The organism is Bradyrhizobium sp. LB14.3 (assembly GCF_040547985.1).
In the GTDB taxonomy this organism is placed as follows: domain Bacteria; phylum Pseudomonadota; class Alphaproteobacteria; order Rhizobiales; family Xanthobacteraceae; genus Bradyrhizobium.
The window spans coordinates 41,998-62,020 of record NZ_JBEPQT010000007.1 but is presented as its reverse complement, the minus strand read 5'-3'; the positions used below and the strand labels follow the sequence as shown (position 1 = coordinate 62,020).

Here is a 20,023-nt window from a genome sequence, read left to right as displayed (position 1 = left end):
GAGCCGCGTTGAAGGAAACACGAAAAAAGAAAAGGCGCTGAGCGATGGTCTGGGATCCGCAGCAATATCTGAAATTCTCCGGCCACCGGCTCCGGCCCGCCGTCGACCTGTTGATGCGGATGCCGGATTCTGGTCCGCGTGCGATCGCCGATCTCGGCGCCGGCGCCGGCAATGTCACCAAGCTGATCAAGGAGCGCTGGCCCGACGCGACGGTGACGGGTGTCGAGGGCTCGGCCGAGATGGTTGCCGCCGGCCGCAAGGCAGCACCGGACGTGGAATGGTCCCATGAAGACCTCGGCCACTGGCGCCCGACGAAGCAGTATGACGTCATCTATTCCAATGCCGCACTGCACTGGCTGCCCAATCATGCGGCACTGTTTCCTTCGGTCATGGAGAAGGTGACGCCCGGCGGCATGCTTGCGGTGCAGATGCCGCGCAACTTTCTGGCCCCCTCGCATGTGCTGATCGGCGAGACCGCGCTCAACGGTCCGTGGCGGTCCAAGGTCGAGCATCTCGTCACGCCGCCGCCGGTCAAGGGGCCGGCCTATTATCACGGTCTGCTTGCTCCGATGTCGGCCAATATCGACATCTGGGAGACCGAATACCTGCAGGTGCTCGAAGGCGAGAATCCCGTGAAGGAGTGGACCAAGGGGACCTGGCTGACGCGCTATCTCGACATCTTGCAGGGCGACGAGAAGGCCGCGTTCGAAGCGGCCTATGGCGAGCGGGTCGCGAAGGCCTATCCGAAGAATGCCGCCGGGCAGACGCTGTTCCCGTTCCGGCGTCTGTTCATGGTCGCCCAGCGCAAGGGCTGATTGCACCGCCGCAATGCGACATAAGCGCTCGCTTCCGGCAGTGGGAGCGGGGGGCGGGTTGCGCATTCAGCAGCCGTCAAGATAGCTTGGCTGCGGCAAATTGGGCTTAGGTCTAGTTGTTCGGGTGGCGGTTTGCTGCCACTACTGGACTGCAAAACTGGGCTGCAAAACAAAAAAGACCCCGTTTTAGAGGTTGTTGGGAGGTTACTTTATGCGCAAGCTGCTTCTTGCGGTCGCCGCCGCGTCTGTTCTCTTGGCTCCTGCCTTGTCTCCCGTCCCGGCCCAGGCCCAGAGCCCGATCGTCATCAAGTTCAGCCACGTCGTCGCCAATGACACCCCGAAGGGCAAGGGCGCGCTGAAGTTCAAGGAGCTTGCCGAGAAGTACACCGACGGCAAGGTCAAGATCGAAATTTATCCGAACTCCACCCTCTATAAGGACAAGGAGGAGATCGAAGCGCTTCAGCTCGGCTCGGTGCAGATGCTCGCGCCCTCGACCGCGAAGTTCGCACCGCTCGGTATCAAGGAGTTCGAGGCGCTCGACCTGCCCTGGCTGTTCAAGGACGACGCGACCTATTCCAACGCGATGAAGGGCACCATCGGCAAATGGCTGTTCCAGAAGCTCGAGACCAAGGGCATTACCGGGCTCGCCTATTGGGACAACGGCTTCCACATGCTCTCCGCTAACCGTGCCCTGATGAAGCCGACCGATTTCCAGGGTCTCAAGTTCCGCATCTCCGGATCGAAGGTCGCCGACCAATATCTCCGGATCATGGGCTCGATCCCTCAGATCATGGCGTTTTCCGAAGTCTACCAGGCTTTGCAGACGGGCGTGGTCGACGGCTGCGAGAACACCGCGTCCAACTACCTGACGCAGAAGTTCTACGAGGTGCAGAAGGACATCACCGTGTCCTATCACGCGCATCTGCAATACGCAGTCATCGTCAACTCGAAATTCTGGTCGGGCCTGCCGCCTGATATCCGCGCCCAGCTCGAAAAGGCGATGAACGAGGCGACCGACTACACCAACTCGATCGCGCGCCAGGAGAACGAAGATGCGCTGGCCGAGATCAAGAAGACGGGCAAGACCACGTTGCATTATCTGACTGACGCCGATCGCAAGGCATGGCAGGAGGCGATGCAGCCGACCTACAAATGGGCGAAGGGGCGGGTCGGGCAGGAGGTGCTCGATCTCCTCGCCAAGGAACTCGACGTCAAGATGAACTGACGCCGGCGCCGTTATAAGAACAACCATAACGGTCGGGGGTGATCGCACTCCCGGCCGTTGCTCTTGATGATGAGCCAAGCTGGGGGACTAAGTTGCTGCGTGTACTGAATCGTGTGCTCAATCATCTCGAGGAATGGCTGATCGCGACGTTGATCGCGGCTGCGACATTGCTCATCTTCGTTGCCGTGCTGCACCGTTATGGCGCCGGGCTGTCGATCGACATCGCCAAATGGGCGGAGGCGCGCAACCTGGCCTTGCTGGCCGTTCCCGCGCGAGCCGCGTTCGTCTGGCTTGCCGCTCTCGACCTGTCCTGGGCGCAGGAACTCTGCATCTACATGTTCATCTGGATGGCGAAATTCGGTGCGGCCTACGGGGTACGCACCGGCATCCATGTCGGCGTCGACGTCCTGGTCAACATCCTTCCCGGCGGATCGCGCCGCCGCGTCATCACTTTCGGCCTGATGTGCGGCGCCCTTTTCACCGCCATCGTGTGCTATTTCGGGGCCGCGTTTGTCGGCCAGATGTGGCAGACCGGCCAACAATCCAACGATCTCGAAGCGCCGATGTGGCTGGTGTATCTCACCATCCCGCTCGGCTCCGGGCTGATGTGCTTCCGTTTCCTGCAAGTCGCCTGGTCGTTCTATCGCACCGGCGAGCTGCCGCATCACGACATGGCCGGCGTCGAGGGCGTCGAGACAGACCCGGTTCATCCGGCCCCGGTCACGCGCACTCAGGTCGCCCGCGACGAACGCAGCCCGCTCGGCTGGGTCCTGATGCTGTTGCCGGTCCTGATCGTCGCCGTGTGCTTCGCGCATTCGGCGCACGTGATCACGCTGCCGCAGGGCCTGCGTGTCGCCGTGGTCTTCGGTCTTCTGCTGTCGTTGATGCTCACGGGCATGCCGATTTCGATTGCGCTCGGTCTGACCGTGCTCAGCTTCATGTTCACGCTGACCGACGTGCGAACGGAATCGGTGGCGCTGAAGCTGTTTACAGGCATCGAGAGCTTCGAGATCATGGCGATCCCGTTCTTCATCCTTGCCGGCAACTTCCTGACCCATGGCGGCGTGGCACGCCGGATGATCGCCTTTGCGACCGCGCTGGTCGGCCATTGGTACGGCGGCCTTGCGCTCTCGGGCGTGGTCGCCTGCGCGCTGTTCGCCGCGATCTCCGGCTCATCGCCGGCCACGGTGGTGGCGATCGGATCGGTGATCCTGCCTGCGATGGTCGCGCAGGGGTTTCCGAAGCGGTTCGGGGCGGGCGTGATCACGACCTCCGGCTCGCTGGGAATTCTCATTCCACCCTCGATTCCGATGGTCCTTTTTGCCGTCTCCACCAATACCTCCGTCGGCAAGCTGTTCATCGCCGGGATCGTGCCGGGGCTCGTGCTCGCCATGCTGCTCGGCGCCACGACGTTCTATCGGGCCTGGCGTAACGACTATCCGAGGATGCCGAAAGCAACCCTCGTCGAGCGCTTCGATGCGTTCCGCAAGTCGATCTGGGGCATCCTGCTGATCGTGATCGTGATCGGCGGCATCTACAGCGGCCTGTTCACACCGACCGAAGCTGCCGCCGTCAGCGCGGTGTACGCCTTCATCGTCGCAGTGTTCATCTACAAGGATCTGAAGCTGCGAGACGTGCCGCGCGTGCTGCTGTCGTCGGCAAATCTGTCGGCGATGCTGCTCTACATCATCACCAACGCCGTCTTGTTCTCGTTCCTGATGACTTACGAGAACGTGCCGCAAGCGCTCGCGCAATGGATGATCGACCAGGGCCTCGGCTGGATCGGCTTCCTCCTCGTCGTCAATCTCCTGCTGCTGGTGGCGGGCAACGTGATGGAGCCGTCCTCGATCATCCTGATCATGGCGCCGATCCTGTTTCCGGTTGCGATCAAGCTCGGCATCGATCCGATCCATTTCGGCATCCTGATGACGGTCAACATGGAGGTCGGGCTGTGCCATCCGCCGGTCGGCCTCAATCTCTACGTCGCCTCGGGCATCGCCAAGATGGGTATCACCGAGCTCACGGTCGCGGTGTGGCCATGGCTCCTGACCATGCTGGCGTTCCTTGTGGTCGTGACCTATTGGCCGGGCCTGTCGCTGTGGCTGCCCAGGCTGTTGGGCATGTAGCTGCGAACACGCTGCATCCTCTCCGCCTGTGGGCGCGGGGCTACGCATCACGCCGTCCTCCCGCCATGGCAATCGACCGCGAGATGCGGTTAGATGCCGCGCAACAGGCCGGGAGGAGATCAAGATGACAGACACGTCCAGCAGCGAGCCGAAGGACGCAACGGCGTCCGTCATCGCGCAGCAGACGGCGATGCTGAACGCGCTGCCGTTTTCCGATACGCGGGATTTCGACGATGCCGCGCGCGGCTTTCTCGGCACGATCGACAACGCGAAGATTACAAACCCGCAAGGACGGACAGTCTGGAGCCTCGAACCCTACGGCTTCCTGTCGACCGAGCAGGCGCCGCCGACTGTCAATCCCAGCCTGTGGCGGCAGTCGCGGCTCAACATGCAGCACGGGCTGTTCGAGGTCGTGCCTGGCGTTTACCAGGTGCGTGGGCTCGACATCGCCAACATGACGCTGATCGAGGGCGATAGCGGCGTCATCGTCGTGGACACCTTGACCTCGATCGAGGGCGCGCGCGCGGCGCTCGATCTCTACTACAAGCATCGCGGCCAGCGGCCGGTCGCGGCCGTGATCTTTACCCACACCCACACCGACCATTGGGGCGGCGCGCGCGGCGTGCTGGAGGAGGATGCGCTCGCCACCGGTCGCGTGCCGATCATCGCGCCCAATTTGTTCATGGAGCATGCCGTCTCCGAGAACATCATCGCGGGACCGGCCATGCTGCGCCGGGCGCAGTACCAGTTCGGGCCGCTTCTCGCCAAGGGCGTGCGCGGGCAGGTCGATTGCGGCCTCGGCAAGTCGATGGCGGCAGGTTCAGTGGCGCTGCTGCGGCCGACCGATTTGATCATGGCGACCGGCGACAGGCGCGTGATCGACGGCGTCGAATTCGAATTCCAGATGGCGCCGAACAGCGAAGCGCCGGCGGAGATGCATTTCTTCATCCCGCGCTACAAGCTGTTGAACCTCGCCGAGAACTGCACCCACAATTTCCACAATCTGCTGCCGTTCCGCGGCGCCGACGTGCGCGACGCGCTGGCCTGGTCGAAATATCTGGGCGAGGCCTTGCAGCTCTGGGACGGCAAGGCGGAGGCGATGTGCGGCCAGCACCACTGGCCGGTGTGGGGACGCGACCGCATCGGCACGATGATCCGGCAGCAGCGCGACCTCTACAAATTCGCGCATGACCAGACCATCCGCCTGATGAACCACGGCCTCACCGCCGCCGAGATCGCCGAAACCATCCAACTGCCGAAGAGTCTCGAAGGCGCCTGGCATGGCCGCGGCTATTACGGCCATATCCGGCACAATGTGAAGGCGATCTACCAGAAATATCTCGGCTGGTATGACGCCAATCCGGTCAATCTCGATCCATTGCCGCCGGTGGAATCCGGCAAGAAGTACGTCGAATATATGGGTGGTGCCGACGCCATTCTCGCGCGGGCGCGTGTCGATTTTGACAAGGGCGAATTCCGCTTCGTGGCGCAGGCGCTCGGCCATCTCGTCTTTGCCGAGCCGGATAATGCGGCGGCGCGCGCGTTGCTGGCGGACACGCTGGAGCAGCTCGGCTATGCCGCGGAAAGCGCGACCTGGCGTAACGCCTATCTGTTTGGCGCGCAGGAATTGCGCCAGGGCATGCCGAAGGTGCCGGCGCGCCCGCCGATGCCGCGCGAGACGCTGGCGGCGCTGCGCACCTCACAGCTCTGGGACGTGCTCGGCATCCGCCTCAACGGGCCGAAGGCGGAAGGTAAGCACATCGTGCTGAACTGGAGCTTTTCCGACACCGGCGAGACGTTCGTGCTCAATCTGGAGAATTCCGCGCTCACCTATACCGAGGGCGTGCAGGCGGAAGGCGCGGATGCTAGCTTCACGCTCGCGCGCTCAACTTTTGACGAGGTGATCGCGAAGCTGACGAGCTTCCCGGAAGCCGTGGCCGCCGGCAAGGTCAAGCTATCAGGCAACCCGATGCGGCTCGCCGAGCTGATGGGCCTGATGGACGACTTCCCGCGCATGTTCGAGATCGTGGAGCCGAAGCGGGCGGCGGTGAGATAATCTTCTCGTGCCCCGGCTCTGCGCTGCAACGGCGTTGCAGCGCGTCCGGGACACGAGAGTGGTCAGCAAACTACTCCGCGCTGCTCACCAGCTTGATCCGCGGCGCCTTCTCCTCGTCCAGGCTGCGATAGGCCGCGAGATAGTCCAGCGCCATGCGCCGCGCCGTGAAGCGCGTCTCGAACTGCTTGCGGATGGCAGAGCGGTCGAGTTGCTGCAGGCGGCCGACGACGCCGGCCGCGCTGAGGACGTCCTCGACGACGAAGCCGGTGAGGCCCTCGTCGATGATCTCCGGCACCGAGCCGCGGTTGAAGGCGACGACCGGCGTTCCGCAGGCCATGGCTTCGATCATGACGAGACCAAACGGCTCCGGCCAGTCGATCGGCAGCAACAGGCCGAGTGCGCCGCTCAAAAAGTCCGACTTCTCGTGATCGCTGATCTCGCCGATGAATTCCACCAGCGGATTGTTTTCGATCATCGGCCGGATCAGCTCGTCATAGTAATCCTGGTCGGTACGGTCGACCTTGGCCGCGATCTTCAGCGGAATCCCGCAATGGGTCGCGATCTTGATGGCGCGGTCGACGCCCTTTTCCGGCGCGATGCGGCCGAGCACGGCGAGATATTCCTGCTTCGCCGGCTTCGGCGTCAACAGGTTCTCCGGCAGACCGTGGTGGATCGTCCTTACCCAGTTCGCCTGCGGCACCGGCCGCCGCTGCGCGTTCGAGATCGAGATGACGGGGACCTTCGAAAAGGTGTTGAAGACCGGCTGATGCTCCGGGAGGTCGAGCCGGCCGTGCAGCGTGGTCAGGAACGGCGTCGGCTGCCGGTAGAACAGCGACCACGGATAATAATCGAGATGGAAGTGGAGGAAGTCGAACTCCTCGTCGTCACATTTCTGCCGCACCCGCTCCAGCATCACCATGTGCAGCGCATTGGGATCGCGCACGGAACCGTCGAGGCGGAGCGCCCGCGGCCATAGCGCATCCAGCTTCGCCGAGGTCTGCGAATCGCCGCTGGCGAACAGCGTCACGTCGTGTCCAAGGGCCACCAGCTCTTCCGTCAACCAATGCACCACCCGCTCGGTGCCGCCATACAGCTTGGGTGGAACAGCCTCCGTCAACGGAGCTACCTGCGCGATGCGCATCTCGCCATCTCCTCTGCGATCATGAACGTGAAACCCCAGTCTTTGCGGCACCGGCAATGCCAGTCAGGGGAACGTTCCCGCACTTGCGAAGTTCCTTCCCTCAGAGGTTACTTATTGGACACGTCGGGTGCTCGTCGCGGTGCTGCCATCACATCTCCGCAGATCGTCCGCATCCGCATGTCGTGATGGGTTTGCCCGGGAACCGAGGCGAAGTGGTCGATGTTCAGTCGACTAACAGAAAAATTGAAAACATCACGACGGGGTCGATAGTCACATGGATCATCTTTCTGGATACGCGCGCCGGCCATTCGCCTTTGTTTTGCGCTATCTCCGGCGTCGTCTGGCATCGCATCTCGTGATCCTGACCGCTGTCGTTGCGGCCGTTGCCTGCTCCGTAGGCACGCAGTACGGCGTCAAATCTCTCGTCGACAGCCTGACCGCCGGAACTTCACATGGTGGCAGCGTATGGCTGGCATTCATTTTACTCATGTCGCTGATCGCCGCCGACAACTTCCTGTGGCGGATCGCGAGCTGGACGGCGAGCTTCACCTTCGTTCGTGTCACGGGTGATTTACGCCGTGACATATTTCGTCATCTGACCGGCCACGCGCCGAGCTACTTCTCTGACCGCATGCCCGGCATGCTGACGAGCCGCATCACGGCGACGTCGAACGCGGTGTTCACCGTCGAGAACATGTTCGTCTGGAATGTGTTGCCGCCGTGCATCGCCACAGTTGCGGCAATCGCTTTGATTGGAACCGTCAGTCCTTACATGGCGCTCGGCCTGATGGTGGTGGCCGGCGGCATGGTGCTGGCGATGTTCCGCCTCGCTGCTGCGGGCAAGCCGCTGCATGACGACTTCGCCGACAAGGCCGCCGTCGTCGACGGCGAGATGATCGACGTCATCAGCAACATGCCGCTGGTGCGCGCCTTCTGCGGTATCGGGCATGAGCACGAGCGGTTCGACGCGACGGTAAACCGGGAACTCACGGCACGCGGCCGCAGCCTGCGCTATCTGGAGAAGCTGCGACTTATCCATGCCGGCATCACTGTCGTGCTCACGATCGCCCTGATGGCCTGGGCGATCATGCTTTGGCAGAATGGCCAGGCGACCACCGGCGACGTCGTGCTGGTCTGCACCCTCGGTCTCTCCATTTTGAACGCGACGCGCGATCTCGCGGTGGCGCTGGTCGACGTCACCCAGCACGTTGCGCGGCTGACCGAGGCGATCGCCACGCTGCTGGTGCCGCATGAATTGCGCGACCACCCCGAGGCCGAGCCGCTGGTGAAGAGCGGCGCCGCGATCGCGTACAATAATGTCACCTTCGGCTATCCCGGCGGCGAGAAGATCTTCGAGCGGTTCAGCCTGCGCCTGCAACCCGGCCAGCGCGTCGGGCTGGTCGGCCAGTCCGGCGGCGGCAAGTCGACGCTGTTCACGCTGCTGCAGCGCTTCTACGATACCGACGAGGGCAGCCTCACCATCGACGGTCAGGATATTTCCAAGGTGACGCAGCTGAGTCTGCGCGAGGCCATTTCGGTCGTGCCGCAGGACATCTCGCTGTTCCACCGCTCGATTCGCGAAAACATCCGCTATGGTCGCCCGAACGCGACCGACGACGAGGTGCTCCGTGCGGCGATTGCGGCGCGCTGCGATTTTGTCGAAAGCCTGCCGGAAGGGCTCGACACCATGGTCGGTGACCGCGGCGTCAAGATGTCCGGCGGCCAGCGCCAACGCATCGCGATTGCGCGCGCCTTCCTGAAGGACGCGCCGATCCTGCTGCTGGACGAAGCGACCGCCGCGCTCGACAGCGAATCCGAGGAGGCGATCCGCGAGGCGCTGTCGCGGCTGATGCGCGGCCGCACCGTCATCGCGATTGCGCATCGCCTCGCGACGTTGCGCAATTTCGACCGCGTGGTCGTGCTGAAGGATGGTAAGATCATCGAGGACGGTTCACCCGAGCGTCTGATGCAAGGCCACGGGCCCTATCGTGCGCTGGTCACGCAGGAAATGAGCCGGCTCTCGCAGGCGGCCGCGTAAACCAGTCGCGTTCGAGTCGGTTGCGTGTCGAAACAAGCGCAGGGGAGCTGCTGATGTCGGCTGAAGCCGTTACTCAATTCATCTCCGTGACGCGGACCATGGACCAGGTCGCGGAGCAGCCTTTCTATATTCCGATGACGGGACCGTCGGCGCGGCCACGGCGTTCGCTCAAGCACGACGATACCTTTATCGTACTTGACAGCCATGGCGACATCGGCGCCTCGGCCGGCGGGCCCGACGGCCTGTTCCATCACGACACGCGCTACCTTGCGAGGCTCGAGCTCGTGCTCGACGATCTCCAGCCGTTGTTGCTGGGATCCAACCTGCGCGACGACAACTCGGCGCTGACGGTCGATCTCACCAATCCGGATATCTACCGGGAGGGCAGCCTCGTACTGCAAAAGGACCTGCTCCACATCGTGCGCACGATCTTCCTGTGGCGCGGCACCGCCTATCAGCGCATCGGCGTGCAGAACCACGGCGACCGCCCGGCCAATTTCGGGCTGACCCTGCTGTTCGACAATGATTTCGCCGATCTGTTCGAGGTTCGCGGCGAGCGGCGTCCGCGTCGCGGCATTGGCTCGAGCCGGCTGTTGGGCCCGACCGACGTGCTGTTCGACTACCGCGGTCTTGATGACGCCGAGCGCACCACATGCCTGCATTTCGACCCGCGCCCGACGAAGTTGTCGGTGAATGCCGCAACCTGGCAACTCGAACTCGATCCGCATCAGTCGAAATCGCTGTTCGTGGCCGTGTCCTGCAATCGGCCGATCACGGAGAAGCCGGCGCGCTTTTTCAGGGGGCTGCTCGCCCACCGCCGCGAGATGCGGCAATCGACGATGGGGACCGCCAGCATCGAGACATCCAACAACATCTTCAACGAGGTGCTGTGCCAGTCCATGGCCGACCTCAACATGCTGATGACGGAGACGCCGCAGGGCCGCTATCCCTATGCTGGGATTCCCTGGTACTCGACGACGTTCGGCCGCGACGGCCTGATTACGGCTCTGCAAATGCTGTGGGTCGACCCGCGCATCGCGAAGGGCGTGTTGCGGCGGCTCGCGCATTTCCAGGCCAAGGCGGTCGATCCGCTGAACGATGCGGCGCCCGGAAAGATTCTGCATGAGATGCGCGGCGGCGAGATGGCGGCGCTACGCGAGGTGCCGTTCGCGCAGTATTACGGCAGCGTGGATTCGACCGCTTTGTTCGTGCTGCTCGCCGGAAGCTATTTCGAGCGCACCGGCGACGAGAAGACGTTGACCGAGTTGTGGCCGGCCATCGTGGCGGGGCTGGCCTGGATCGACGGCCCCGGGGACCCCGACAAGGACGGCTTCGTCGAATACCAGCGCGCCACGGAAAAGGGCCTCGCCAATCAGGGCTGGAAGGATTCCTACGACGCGATCTTCCATGCCGATGGCCAGCTTGCGGAAGGCAATCTCGCGCTGGCCGAGGTGCAAGGTTACGTCTTTGCCGCCAAGCGGCTCGCCGCGCGCTGTGCGCTCCGGCTGGGCAAGCCCGATCTCGCCAAAAAGCTCGAAGCCGAGGCCAAGGCGCTGGCCGAGCGCTTCGAGGCCGCGTTCTGGTGCGAAGAGCTCGGCACCTATGCGCTCGCGCTCGACGGCAAGAAGCGGCCCTGCAAGGTACGGACCTCAAACGCTGGGCAGGTGCTGTTCAGCGGCATGATCCGTGAAGATCGCGCCCGTCTCGTCGCCGCCGATCTGATGGGGCCGCACTTCTACTCGGGCTGGGGCATCCGCACCGTCGCTGTCGGCGAGGTGCGTTACAACCCGATGTCCTATCATGACGGGTCGATCTGGCCGCACGACAACGCACTGATCGCGCTTGGGCTCGCGCGCTACGGACTGAAGCATTCGGTCGCGCAGGTCTTCAAGGGATTGTTCGACGCTGCAACCTACATGGACCTGCGCCGGTTACCCGAATTGTTCTGCGGCTTCCGGCGCGAGAAGCGGCGCGGCCCGACGCTCTATCCGGTGGCCTGCGCGCCGCAGGCCTGGGCCAGCGCAACCGCGTTCACGTTGCTGGAGGCGGCGCTGGGCATCGAGTTCGATGTGGCGCGCGGAGAGATCCGGCTGCGCAATCCGCGTCTGCCGGCGTTCCTGCACGAGGTGATTTTGCGCGATCTGCTCCTGGGCGAGTCCAGCGTGGATCTGCGCGTCAGCCGCCATGGCGAGGACGTCGCGCTGGAGGTGTTGCGCACGCGTGGCCAGATCCAGGTCTCGATCGTATTGGCGCGCTAGCGGCGCGCGGGAGGAGGGTGCATGCGTACCGCCGGATGGTTGATCCTGAGCGTGGCGATCGTCGCGGGATTGACGGTCGCCGTATCACGAGCTGCGGAGGAGTTGCCCGCGCCTTCAACTGAAGCGAATGCGCCGCCGACGCTGCAGCCGCCGGCGTCATCGGTCCCCGTCACGCCAAAGGATGCCGCGCCACCGCCGTCGGTCACGATCATCGGCGCCAGCGATGCGCATGGTGTGCTTGGCCGTGACGTGCTCAGCGCGGCGAACGAGGGCATGGGTCGCATTGTCGACGTCATCGTCGATCGCAGTGGCCATGTCCGCGCTGCAGTTATCGATTTCGGCGGCTTCCTCGGTGTCGGCAGCCGCAAGATCGTGGTTGACTGGAACGCTTTGCGGTTCGGCAAGATCGCCAGCAAGAAGGACAGCATCACGCTGGAATTGACCAAGGCGCAGGTCGCCGCCGCGCCGGAATACAAGGAAGACGCGCCGATGGTCGTGCTCGGCGCGTCCGGCAGCCTGCAACCGCTGCAAGCGGTTCAGTGAGGCGCGGGGAGGGATGGCCGCCTGTGCTGTTGTCGAGAAAGCCGAACCATGCAGATCGCGAGGGCCGCGCTAAGCACGACAACGATGCCGCGCCATTGCCTCCCGGCATTCCGGCACCGTCGCGCCAGAGCCTGCGCGGTCTCGACTGGTTCATCTTCTTTCTTGCCGACGTGCAGACCGGATTCGGTCCCTTCATCGCGGTTTACCTCACAACGCAAAAATGGACCCAGGTCGAGATCGGCCTGGTGCTGTCGATCGGCGGCATCGTTGCTCTGATCGGACAGATGCCGGGCGGCGCCATCATCGATGCCGCAAAATCCGAACGGCTGGTCGCGGGCCTCGCCATCGCCACCATCGGCTGCTGCGCGCTCGCCTATGCGGCGATGCCGATCTTCCCCGTGGTGGTGGCTGCGGCCACCTTGCACGCGGCAGCGAGCTGCGTGCTCGGGCCGGCGATCGCGGCGATCAGCCTCGGCCTAGTCGGACCGTTCGCGATCGGCGAGCGGCTCGGCCGCAACGCCCGCTTTGCCTCGCTTGGCAACGGTGTTGCGGCTGCCGTAATGGGCACGGCCGGCTATCTCCTGTCGAGCCGCTCGGTGTTCCTGGTCTCCTTCCTGCTCGCGATCCCCACTCTGATCGCGCTGTCGCGCATCCGCGAGCATGAAGTGGACATCGCGCGCTGCCACGGCGAAATGCCGCGCGAGGCGAAGGATCGCGGCGACACCAATATCTGGCACTTGATCCGACAGCGTCCGCTCATCGTCTTTGCGCTGAGCGTCTTGCTGTTGCAACTGGCGAACGCGTCGATGATGCCGCTGATGGCGAGCGCGGTGACGGCGCGATCGGCCCAGTGGGCGACGGTGCTGGTCGCCTTTTGCATCGTCGTGCCGCAGGCGATCGTGGCGTTGCTGTCGCCGACGGTCGGACGCAAGGCGCAAGCGTGGGGTCGCCGGCCGCTGCTGCTGATCGGGTTCGGCGCGCTGGCGATCCGCGGCCTGCTGTTCGCCACCGTGCGCGATCCCTATTTGCTGGTGCTGGTGCAGGTGTTCGACGGCTTCACCGCCGCGGTATTCGCAGTCATGATCCCGCTGATCGTGGCTGACGTCGCCTTCGGCAGCGGCCATTTCAATCTTGCGCAGGGCATCGTCGGCACGGCAACGGGCATCGGTGCATCGCTGAGCACCGCGCTCGGCGGCTACGTCAGCGACAAATTTGGCAATGCCACCGCCTTCCTCGGGCTGGCAAGCATTGCTGCGACGGGATTTCTGCTGATCCTGATGGTGATGCCGGAGACCCGGCGCAAGGGCATGATTGCGCCAAAAGAAATAGCCGGCTGAACCAATCAGCCGGGGCGTCGTAGGATCGGGCCGGGTGAGAACATCGCCGTTCATCGAATTGCCACAGGCCTCGCGGATTGTCGGTCCTCGCTCGCAATCGAAAGGCCCTGCAAGTGGTGTCCGCGAACGATCTGGAATTTGCCCTCGATCAAGTCCGCGCCAACGCCCCGGAGCAGGTCCCCGGCGTGTTCGGCCCGTCCTCGGTGACCTGGCGGATCGACCGCGAGGCCGTCATCTTTCTCGGCGCCGGTCGTGCGTTGATGCTGCAGTTGGCCCACCCTTGGGTCGCCGCCGCCATCGCCGAGCATTCCAAAACCTTCGCCGATCCGATCGGGCGATTTCACCGCACCTTCGACATCGTCTTTGCCATGGTGTTCGGCTCGCTCGACCGCGCGCTGTTGTCGTCGCGGCAATTGCACCGGCGCCACAGCATGATCGTCGGCGAGATGCCCGAGACCGTCGGTCCGTTCGTGGCCGGCTCGCGCTACTGTGCCAACGACATCCCGTCGCTGTGCTGGGTTCATGCCACGCTGGTCGAGACGGCGCTGATGGCGCACGATCTGGTTTTGCCGCCGCTCTCGGCGGAGGAGCGCGAATGCTACTGGACCGAGAGCCGGACGTTCGGCGCCTTGTTCGGATTGACGGGGGACGACCTGCCCGCGGACTGGTCAGGCTTTGCGGCCTACACCAATGCGATGGCGCAGTCGAACACGCTGACCGTCAGTCCGGCCGCGCGTGAGATTGTGAGGCAGATCTTTTGCGGCGCGCGTCCGTGGTTGCGGCCGCCGCGATGGTATCGCGCGCTCACGGCGAGCTTGCTGCCGGAGCCATTGCGCGCGGGCTTTGGGTTTGAGCTCGACGAGCGCAACACCAGGTCGGCCGACAACGCACTGAAATGGATCCGGCGGGTCTACCCGAAATTGCCGGACCGGTTGCGCTATGTCGGTCCTTACCAGGAAGCGCAAGCGCGGCTAAACGGCGAGCCGCAGCCCGACTGGTTGACCCGGTGCCTCAACAGAGCCTGGATCGGCCGCTCGCAGATGGATCAGCGCCGCTAAGAAGCGCCTCCCGCATGTCCCGGACAAGCTGCGACGCAGGGGCCGCGAACTGCTGCGCGACATGGGCCCCGGCTCTGCAGCGCACCGTCGAAGAGACGCTGCGCCGCGTCCGGGGCACGAGAGAGCGCAGGCCTCACACCGCCGCCAGCTTCCGGTACAGCGCGTTGTAGCTGCCGGCCGAGATGCTCCAGGAGAACGACCGTCCCATCGCGCTGCGGCGCATGGTGTCGAGCTGGTCGTGCGCCATGAAAGCCTGGAAGGCCCGGCGGACGCCGCCGAGAAAGGATTGGTGCGAGGGTTTTGAGAACAGGAAGCCGGTTTCGCCGTCGGTGATGGTCTCGGCGAGGCCGCCGGTCTGGTGGCCGATCGGCAGCGAGCCGAAGCGCTGGGCGTACATCTGGCTGAGCCCGCACGGCTCGAAGCGCGACGGCATCAACGTGAAATCGCTGCCGGCGAAGATGCGGCGCGCCTGGGCGTCGTTGAAGCCGATCACGACCCCGATCGCGTCGGGCCGCCGGCGATGGGCGTCGATCAATGCCTGCTCGAGCGCCGGCTCGCCGGAGCCGGTGACCACGATCTGCCCGCCGGCATCGACGATCTCGTCGGCCGCCGCCAGCACGAGGTCGATGCCCTTCTGGTGCACGAGCCGGGCGACGATGCCGAACATCGGGCCGCGCGACACCGCAAGCCCGAACTGCTTGCGCACATAATCCGCATTGGCCTTCTTGCCGATCCAGTCGCCGGCGCCGAACTGCTGGGCGAGCTGGGCGCACGAGCGCGGGTCCCAGCTCTCGTCGATGCCGTTGAGGATGCCGGTGAGCTCGGCCGCGTCGGAGCGGGCTCGAAGCAGGCCTTCGAGGCCGCAGCCGAATTCGTCCGTGGTGATTTCCCGGGCGTAAGTACCGCTGACGGTGGTGAGGTGCGAAGCATAGACCAGTCCCGCCTTGAGGAAGGAGAGCTGGTCGTAGAACTCGACGCCGTCGATATGGAAGGAGCTTTCGGGGACGCCGATCCGCCGCAGCGAGTCTTTCGGGAAAAGCCCCTGATAGGCGAGGTTGTGGATGGTCAGGATCGACGGCAGCTTGGCGCCGCGCCAGGCCAGGTAGGCCGGCACGAGCGAGGCCTGCCAGTCATTGGCATGGATCAGGTCTGCTGCCCAATTCTTGTCCAGCTTGCCCATGGCAAGCTCAGCGGCGGCCGAGGCCAAGCGCGCGAAGCGGATGTCGTTGTCCGGCCAGTCGCGCCCGGACTCGTCGCCGTAGGGATTGCCGGGCCGGTCGTAGAGCTGCGAGCACAACAGCACATAGACAGGGAGGCCGTCCTTGGTCGCGGCCCGGCCGAGCGAGCAGGCCGGCATCTCCGCGAATGCCGGACAGCGGCCAACGATCTGAATATGCGTGAGTTGTTCGATGATGTCGCGATAGCCGGGCAACATGACCCGGATATCGGCGAAAGGACGCAACGCTCTTGGAAGAGCCGCGGAAACGGCTCCAAGTCCGCCGACGCGGACGAAGTCGTCCATCTCTGTCGTAACGAACAAGACCCTCAAGAACAGCTGCCCTCATCCGATCCCGTTGCTGCTATGCAAGAACGGGTCCAGTTGCCCTGGAATTCCCAGGCCCGCCCGCGCGGCGCATCGGTTCGGTAAAGACTTTCCTACTCAGCCGTCGCCCTCTAGGGTCGGCGCACCAACAACAGAGAACTTCGATAGTTCCTAAGTGACCCGAGGACGCGAGCAGGCATGCAGCTATCAGAGAAGCATGAGGGGACGACGACAAAGGCCTTCGCCGGCCTCAGGGTCCTGGATTTTTCGACCACCATCGCCGGTCCCCATTGTGGGCGGATGCTCGCCGACATGGGCGCCGAGGTCATCAAGATCGAGACCGACGGCGGCGAGACGATGCGGACCCGCCCGCCGCTGCGCAAGGGCTGCAGCACCGTGTTCGGCCAGCTCAATGTCGGCAAGAAGAGCGTGGTGCTCGACCTCAAGTCCGAGGACGGCAAGGAGGCGGTGCGCCGGCTGGCCGCGACGGCCGACATCCTGGTCGAGAACTTTCGTCCCGGCGTGATGCACCGGCTGCGGCTCGACTATGACAGAATACGCGCCGTCAATCCGAAGCTGATCTACTGCTCGATCTCCGGCTACGGCCAGAGCGGCCCGTCGGCCGAGCTGCCGGCCTACGCACCGGTAATCCATGCGGCCTCCGGCTACGACATGGCCCATCTCGCCTACCAGCCCGGCCGCAGCCGCCCGGATTATTGCGGCATCTACCACGCCGACGTCGTCACCGGCACCTACGGTTTTGGCGCGATTGCGTCGGCGCTCTACCAGCGCACGGTGACTGGGCTCGGCCAGCACATCGACGTCTCCATGCTGGAATCGATGCTGACGCTGACGGTGATCGAGTTGCAGAACTCGCAGTTCGCCGTGAAGCCGCCGCCGCGGCCGATGTTCGGGCCGACCGAGACGGCGAGCGGGTATGTCATGATCACGGTTGCCAGCGAGAAGACGTTTCAGGGGCTGATGGGGGTGATCGGCCGCCCCGAATGGATCTCCGATCCGCGCTTCGCCACCTACGCCGCGCGTCGCGACAATTGGGCCGACTTGATGGACGGTGTCGAGGCTTGGTCGCGGCAGCTCTCGACCGATGTCTGTCTTGTCGCGCTAGGTGCGGCCGGCGTGCCGGCCTCGGCCTACCGCACCGTGTCCGAAGCACTGGCCGATCCGCAGATCGCGCATCGTGAGGCGCTCTCGTCGGTGGAGGACGAAGGTGGCTCGTTCCAGGTCCTCAATCTGCCGTTCCGGATGAGCGGTGCCGACACGACACCGGGCAAGACGATGGCCGTGCTTGGCGAGCACACGGACCGGCTGCGGGCGGAGATCGGGCTCACCGACGGTGGACCAATTCCGTCAGGCAAAACAGCCGCGCAAGTCTGGCGGTAAGTCTGACGGCAAAGCCGACGGCAAGTCTGACGGATAGCATCGTGCGGCAAGCAATGCGGCTTTGCGCGTGGTCGGCTTGCCATCATCCGCCAGCCTAAACTAGACAGGTCCGAGTTTGTCTCGTCCTGCCGCCCATGCCATGGTGGCGACGACAAGAAAACTATCCGGGAGGACGCCGATGAAGAGTTTCAAGGTTGCCGATTTCAAGGCGCCGCTGCAGGAGTTCGACGAGGCGACGCCGCAGCCGTCCGGCACGCAGGTTCTGATCAAGGTGAAGGCCGCCGGCGTCTGCCATAGCGACCTCCACATCTGGGAAGGCGGCTACGATCTCGGCCACGGCCGCAAGCCGCTGTCGCTGAAGGATCGCGGCATCAATTTGCCGCTGACCATGGGGCACGAGACGGTCGGTGAAATTCTCGCCTTCGGTCCGGACGTGAAGCCGACCGACCAGGGCGATCTCAAGCTTGGCGACGTGGGCCTGGTCTATCCCTGGATCGGCTGCGGCAAATGCGCCACCTGCCTCGGCGGTGACGAGAACATGTGCCTGACGCCGCGCTCACTCGGCGTTTATTGCGACGGTGGTTATTCCGATCACATGCTGGTGCCGCATCCACGCTATTTGCTCAATCTCAGAGGGCTCGATCCCGCGTCGGCTGCACCCTATGCCTGCTCGGGTGTCACGACCTACAGCGCGCTGAAGAAGATCGAGCAGCACTTTGACACGCCGATCGTGATGTTCGGTGCAGGCGGGCTTGGCCTGATGGCGCTGTCGCTCTTGAAGGCGATGGGCGGCAAGGGCGCGATCATGGTGGACATCGATGCGAAGAAACGCGAAGCCGCGGAGAAAGCCGGCGCGCTCGCGACCGTCGATCCCAAGGCGCCCGACGCGCTGGAGCAGCTTGCCAAGAAGGCCGGTGGTCCGATCCGCGCCGTGCTCGATCTCGTTGGCAACGCCGCCACCACGCAGCTGGGCTTCGATTGCCTGACCAAGGGCGGCAAGCTCGTCATCGTCGGCCTGTTCGGCGGCGGCGCGACCTGGGCGCTGCCGCTGATTCCGATCAAGGCAGTGACTATCCAGGGCAGTTATGTCGGAAACCTGCGCGAGACGCAGGAGCTGCTCGACCTGGTGCGAACGAAGAACGTAGCGCCGATCCCGGTGACGCGGCAGCCACTCAACAAAGCCAACGACGCGCTGGTGCAGTTGCAGCAGGGCGCGGTCGTCGGGCGCACGGTGCTGACGCCGTAGCGAAGGCTCTATCCTCCGTCATTGCGAGCGAAGCGAAGCAATCCAGACTGCCTCCACGGATGCATTTCTGGATTGCTTCGTCGCAAAAGCTCCTCGCAATGACGGCCTCACTTAATTTTCGCGCAGGAAATCCGATGTCCGCAAACAACGCCTTCCACATTGCCGTGCTCGCCGGTGACGGCATCGGTCCCGAAGTGATGGCGCCGGCCATCGAAGTCCTGCGCAAGATCGAGACGAAGTCCGGCTTGAGCTTCCGCTTCACCGAAGCGCCGGCGGGCGCCAATCATTACCTCGCCACCGGCAAGTCGATGCCCGACACCACGATCAAGCTGTGCGAGGAGGCGGACGCGATCCTGCTTGGGGCCTGCGGCCTGCCGTCGGTGCGCTATCCCGACAACACCGAGATCGCGCCGCAGATCGAGCTGCGCTTCATCTTCGATCTCTATGCCGGCGTGCGTCCGGCGCGGCTCATTCCGGGCGTGTCGAGCCCGATCGTCGGCGCCGACCAGCGCGGCATCGATCTCGTCGTGATCAGGGAGTCCACCGAGGGCCTGTTCGCCTCGATGGGCAAGGGCGTCGTCACCCATGAGGACGCCCGCGAGACCATGGTGATCACGCGCAGGACGTCCGAGCGCCTGTTCGAGTTCTCGTTTCGCCTCGCCGAGCGGCGCAAGGCGCGCGGCAAGCCCGGGATGCTGACCTGCGTCGACAAGGCGAACGTGTTCAAGGCCTTTGCCTTCTTCCGCGGCATTTTCGATGAGATCGAGAAGCGTCATCCCGAGGTGAAGACCGATAGGCTCTATGTCGATGCCTGCTCGGCGATGCTGGTGAAGCGCCCCTGGGATTTCGACGTGATGGTGATGGAGAACATGTTCGGCGACATCGTCTCCGACATCACCGCGAGCCTGATCGGCGGGCTCGGCATGGCGCCGTCGGCCGACATCGGCGACAAATATGCCGTGTTCCAGCCCTGCCACGGCACCGCGCCTGATATCATGGGGCAGGGCAAGGCCAATCCCACCGGCATGATCCTGTCGGCCGCGATGATGCTGGACTGGCTCGCCGACAAGCACGGCGTCGAGGGCGCGGCGGAAGCCGGTGAGAAAATCGAGCGTGCGGTGGACAAGGTTTATGCCGACGGCATCAAGCCGATGGAATTTGGTGGCCGCAACGGCACCGCCGACATCACGAAGGCGGTGCTCGCGGCGCTGTAGGCTCGCGCCGATTTCGATAGCC

14 protein-coding genes and 1 pseudogene are annotated in these 20,023 nt (G+C 64.2%); 13 read left to right on the top strand and 2 right to left on the bottom strand.

Features of this window, described 5'->3' with window-relative positions; all coding sequences use genetic code 11:
• Window positions 1-44 precede the first annotated feature (44 nt).
• The 5 genes and pseudogenes from ABIB00_RS16020 to ABIB00_RS16000 all read left to right on the top strand — a co-directional run bounded on the left by ABIB00_RS16020 (window position 45) and on the right by ABIB00_RS16000 (window position 6,222).
• Window positions 45-815: a methyltransferase domain-containing protein gene (locus tag ABIB00_RS16020; RefSeq protein WP_354105007.1), complete on the top strand. Its 771-nt coding sequence runs from the start codon at window positions 45-47 to the stop codon at window positions 813-815.
• Window positions 816-1,026: 211 nt separating this feature from the next.
• Window positions 1,027-2,040, top strand: coding sequence for a DctP family TRAP transporter solute-binding subunit (locus ABIB00_RS16015; RefSeq protein ID WP_354105006.1), 1,014 nt, complete (start codon window positions 1,027-1,029; stop codon window positions 2,038-2,040).
• 335 nt (window positions 2,041-2,375) lie between these two features.
• Window positions 2,376-2,621: pseudogene (locus ABIB00_RS16010) on the top strand (TRAP transporter small permease); the annotation flags it as partial.
• 303 nt (window positions 2,622-2,924) lie between these two features.
• Window positions 2,925-4,166, top strand: coding sequence for a TRAP transporter large permease (locus ABIB00_RS16005; protein WP_456664519.1), 1,242 nt, complete (start codon window positions 2,925-2,927; stop codon window positions 4,164-4,166).
• 124 nt (window positions 4,167-4,290) lie between these two features.
• On the top strand, window positions 4,291-6,222 hold the full coding sequence (locus tag ABIB00_RS16000; protein WP_354052320.1) for an alkyl/aryl-sulfatase: 1,932 nt from the start codon (window positions 4,291-4,293) through the stop codon (window positions 6,220-6,222).
• 70 nt (window positions 6,223-6,292) lie between these two features.
• Here the strand turns inward: ABIB00_RS16000 and ABIB00_RS15995 are convergent, their stop codons facing one another.
• Entirely contained in the window at window positions 6,293-7,363 is a 1,071-nt protein-coding gene (locus ABIB00_RS15995; protein WP_247348261.1) for a glycosyltransferase family 4 protein, read from the bottom strand.
• Window positions 7,364-7,637: 274 nt separating this feature from the next.
• Here ABIB00_RS15995 and ABIB00_RS15990 point away from each other — a divergent pair, with 274 nt between their 5' ends.
• From ABIB00_RS15990 to ABIB00_RS15970, 5 genes are all read left to right on the top strand, one after another.
• Window positions 7,638-9,401: an ABC transporter ATP-binding protein gene (locus tag ABIB00_RS15990; RefSeq protein ID WP_354105005.1), complete on the top strand. Its 1,764-nt coding sequence runs from the start codon at window positions 7,638-7,640 to the stop codon at window positions 9,399-9,401.
• 53 nt (window positions 9,402-9,454) lie between these two features.
• Window positions 9,455-11,659 (top strand): amylo-alpha-1,6-glucosidase, encoded by a 2,205-nt coding sequence (locus ABIB00_RS15985; protein WP_354105004.1) that lies wholly within the window; start codon window positions 9,455-9,457, stop codon window positions 11,657-11,659.
• Window positions 11,660-11,680: 21 nt separating this feature from the next.
• Entirely contained in the window at window positions 11,681-12,202 is a 522-nt protein-coding gene (locus ABIB00_RS15980) for a PRC-barrel domain-containing protein (RefSeq protein ID WP_354105003.1), read from the top strand.
• A 23-nt stretch (window positions 12,203-12,225) separates the two neighbouring features.
• Window positions 12,226-13,539 carry an MFS transporter gene (locus ABIB00_RS15975; RefSeq protein ID WP_354105002.1) on the top strand — a complete coding sequence of 438 codons (1,314 nt, stop codon included), beginning with the start codon at window positions 12,226-12,228 and terminating at the stop codon, window positions 13,537-13,539.
• A 113-nt stretch (window positions 13,540-13,652) separates the two neighbouring features.
• Complete coding sequence (locus tag ABIB00_RS15970) at window positions 13,653-14,597, top strand: oxygenase MpaB family protein (RefSeq protein ID WP_354105001.1); 945 nt, start codon at window positions 13,653-13,655, stop codon at window positions 14,595-14,597.
• A gap of 133 nt (window positions 14,598-14,730) precedes the next feature.
• Here ABIB00_RS15970 and glgA read toward each other — a convergent pair whose 3' ends face one another.
• Entirely contained in the window at window positions 14,731-16,146 is a 1,416-nt protein-coding gene (gene glgA / locus ABIB00_RS15965) for a glycogen synthase GlgA (protein ID WP_354105000.1), read from the bottom strand.
• Between the two features lie 192 nt (window positions 16,147-16,338).
• On the opposite strand from glgA, the gene ABIB00_RS15960 reads away from it, so the two are divergent.
• From ABIB00_RS15960 to ABIB00_RS15950, 3 genes are all read left to right on the top strand, one after another.
• Window positions 16,339-17,541, top strand: a complete 1,203-nt coding sequence (locus ABIB00_RS15960) for a CaiB/BaiF CoA transferase family protein (protein ID WP_354104999.1) — start codon at window positions 16,339-16,341, stop codon at window positions 17,539-17,541.
• Window positions 17,542-17,719: 178 nt separating this feature from the next.
• Complete coding sequence (locus tag ABIB00_RS15955) at window positions 17,720-18,787, top strand: alcohol dehydrogenase (RefSeq protein WP_247441280.1); 1,068 nt, start codon at window positions 17,720-17,722, stop codon at window positions 18,785-18,787.
• 134 nt (window positions 18,788-18,921) lie between these two features.
• Entirely contained in the window at window positions 18,922-20,001 is a 1,080-nt protein-coding gene (locus tag ABIB00_RS15950; protein ID WP_247348278.1) for an isocitrate/isopropylmalate dehydrogenase family protein, read from the top strand.
• Window positions 20,002-20,023 lie beyond the last annotated feature (22 nt).